Source organism: Bacteroidales bacterium (genome assembly GCA_018334875.1).
Classification (GTDB): Bacteria; Bacteroidota; Bacteroidia; order Bacteroidales; family UBA12077; genus JAGXLC01.
This window is the reverse complement of record JAGXLC010000486.1, coordinates 1-2938: the sequence shown is the minus strand read 5'-3', so window position 1 is coordinate 2938 and position 2938 is coordinate 1. Positions and strand designations below refer to the sequence as shown.

Sequence of the window (2938 nt, the reverse complement as noted above, 5' to 3'; positions counted from 1 at the left end):
ACCGCCACCAGCTTCACCCCTTCAGGCAATGCTTCTCTGGTGAACCATTGGATATTTTCGGCTACGCTCATAGTTGATCAAAATTACAAAAACTCATCAAAAGTAATAAAAAATAGGGTATAAAGCTACCAGCGGGTCTAATTAGTAAAGCATCCATTGCCCTTGTTTCATTTAAACATGATTCTTATCAACACAGGATAAAGGCCTAACCAAAGATAAAATGAATTTTTTTGCACCGAAAAATATAAACGCAACGACAAGGAATTCAGGAAGCGTACGAATACGAACACAGGTTGTATTATTTTCGAACAATCTGCAAGTCGTGAAGTGGAACCCTATAGCCAAATCCTTTTCCCTGACAACTTCTTATGCGATATGGCACGATTCATGCTTGACTCCATTCATCTGAAAATTTCATGTATATGCAAAATCTATTCCTGTCTTTCGCTCTTTTGATCATCCTTACAAGTTCATCCGCCGCACAGGAGAACCCGTCAGAAGCCAGTGATGGCAAGCTTGCTGCCCGCCTTTTTGCACCAGATACCATATCCACCGGTATGTTTGAGCGGGATGCAGCACTATCTCCAGATGGCAAGTCGTTTTATTTTACACTCAGATATACCCGAAGCATGGCAGCTATCGCTTACTCCAATAAGATCGGGGAAAAATGGACAAAACCCAGAATAGCTGAGTTTTCAGGGAAATACTATGATATAGAGCCTGTGTTTCATCCGGACGGCAAAAGACTCTTTTTCGTTTCCAACCGGCCGATACACAAGACAGGCGAATCAAAAGATTTCGACATCTGGTATGTAACCCGCCGTGAAGATGGGTGGAGTGAACCGGTTAACCTGGGCAAACCGGTAAACCAGGAAGGCAATGAGTTTTACCCTTCCTTTACGCGGGATGGCTCCATATATTTTACCGCCGAACTGGATCCTACCCGGGGAGGCGAAGATCTCTATGTGTGCCAATACCAGGATGGCCGGTTTATGCCCCCCAAAAACCTGGGTGATTCCGTTAATACAAATAAAGGAGAATACAATGGTTTTGTATCTCCCGACGGCTCCTTCATCATCTACACCTCGGAAGGGATGGGCGAGGGCTATGGAAGTGGCGACCTGTATATAGCCTTTAAAAATCGCAAAGGCCAATGGAGAAAAGCCATCAATATGGGCGAGCAAGTCAATTCCAGGGCCTTTGAATACTGCCCGGCGCTGTCTGCCGACGGTAAGTTTCTTTTCTTTACCAGCCAAAGAATGGCCAGGGATATCAAAGACCAACCCATGGATTATCGGCAGTTGCAAAAATATCACAGTAAGCCTGAAAACGGGAATGGCGACATCTACCGGATCCACACCCGGGTGATTGATTCACTGAAAAATCTGGTCAGGGTAAACCAACATACTCCCCAAACAATCCGGATATCTCATTGATATTCGATATTTTGCCGGTTGGGAGGGTAAAGCATACACCGAGTCAGAGGGGAACAGCTAAACCAGGTACTGCACAAATGAATCAAAGAGAATCTACATAAGATAAGATAGAAGGATGGAAAGTACGATTATTATAACAAGCCTGATCGTGGTCTTTTTGCTGTCTTCGCTTTATATGTTCTGTCAGCACAGGAAATGGAAGAAAGCATTCGCTTTGCTGGAAGAAAAAAAGCTGAGCCAGGAGATTTCCATTCTGAAAAACCAGATGTCTCCTCATTTCATCCTCAATACCATCAATAATATTAGTGTGTTAATAGAAGTAGATCCTTACCGTTCCCAGGACCTGCTGATCAAATTCGGGGAGCTACTGCGCTACTCCACCTATGATGTGGGTCAAAGAAAGGTTGAGCTCAGAAAATCCCTGAGCTACCTGGAAAAGTATATTGAACTTCAAAAAATCAGATTCCCGGAGGAAAATGCCATTGAATGCTCAATAAGTGGAGACCCGGAGGGCAAATACCTCGCGCCCATGATCATCCTGCCATTCATTGAAAATGCCTTCAAATATGTCCATCTCAGGGATAAAAGCAGACCCGGCACCAGCATTGCCGTTCAGATTGACAGAAATTCCCTGTTTTTTAAAATCGTGAACCAGTGCGGGCAAAAAGCCGATTCCTTTTCAAAATCCAAGGGCATTGGAATCAAAAATACCAAGAAACGACTCATGCTGATTTATCCCAATCAGCATGAACTGAATATATTCCGTCAGAACGGATGTTTCCATGTAGAACTCACCATTAATAACCTAAGGAAAAATGAAAAAGCTCAATTGCATAGCCATTGACGACGAACCCCTGTCGCTTAAACAAATGACCAACTATATCGATCGCGTGGAGTCTTTAGAATTAAAGCAGTCCTTCACCAATGCGTTTGAAGCATTAAACTATCTGCAAACCCATGAGGTGGACCTGGTTTTTCTCGACATTGAGATGAATGAGATGACGGGTGTGGATCTGGTTGAATCGCTGAACGTCAAGCCTCATTTTATCTTTACTACGGCATATGATCACTATGCCCTGAAAGCCTTTGAGCTGCAGGCAGCAGATTATCTGCAAAAACCCATCTCCTTCAAAAGATTCGTCAAAGCTGTGGACAAGGTATTCCGGCTGCAGCCACGTTCCTATCCCGATGAAGGCTCAGCCAATCAAAAATCAGGTCAAAAAAACAAAGATTTTATTTTTATCAAGACCAAATACCGGATGCAAAAATTATCCTTTGACGACATCTATTACATCAAAGGCATGAACAATTACCTGGTCATAAAAACCCGCGACGAAACGCTCTATACCATTCAAAGCTTCAACCACATCAGCACAGTGCTCCCTCAGGAGAACTTCATCCGCATCCATAAGTCCTATGTGGTTGCGATCGATAAGATTGATGTCATAGGAAAGAACCGGCTTTTCATCAACGAGCAGAACATTCCCATCGGGGAAAGTTAC

3 protein-coding genes are annotated in these 2938 nt (G+C 43.6%); all 3 read left to right on the top strand.

Features of this window, described 5'->3' with window-relative positions:
* Positions 1 to 422: 422 nt before the first annotated feature.
* Positions 423 to 1436, top strand: coding sequence for a PD40 domain-containing protein (locus KGY70_20255; GenBank protein ID MBS3777537.1), 1014 nt, complete (start codon positions 423 to 425; stop codon positions 1434 to 1436).
* A 115-nt stretch (positions 1437 to 1551) separates the two neighbouring features.
* Positions 1552 to 2280, top strand: a complete 729-nt coding sequence (locus KGY70_20250) for a histidine kinase (GenBank protein MBS3777536.1) — start codon at positions 1552 to 1554, stop codon at positions 2278 to 2280.
* Positions 2252 to 2938 (top strand): response regulator transcription factor (locus tag KGY70_20245; GenBank protein MBS3777535.1); only part of this gene is annotated, 687 nt, incomplete at its 3' end. The genes KGY70_20250 and KGY70_20245, both read left to right, overlap by 29 nt.

Bases quoted from the DNA above. Each gene is read 5' to 3' on its own strand.
- KGY70_20250 (MBS3777536.1), top strand. From the start codon at position 1,552: ATGGAAAGTACGATTATTATAACAAGCCTGATCGTGGTCTTTTTGCTG.
- KGY70_20255 (MBS3777537.1), top strand. From the start codon at position 423: ATGCAAAATCTATTCCTGTCTTTCGCTCTTTTGATCATCCTTACAAGT.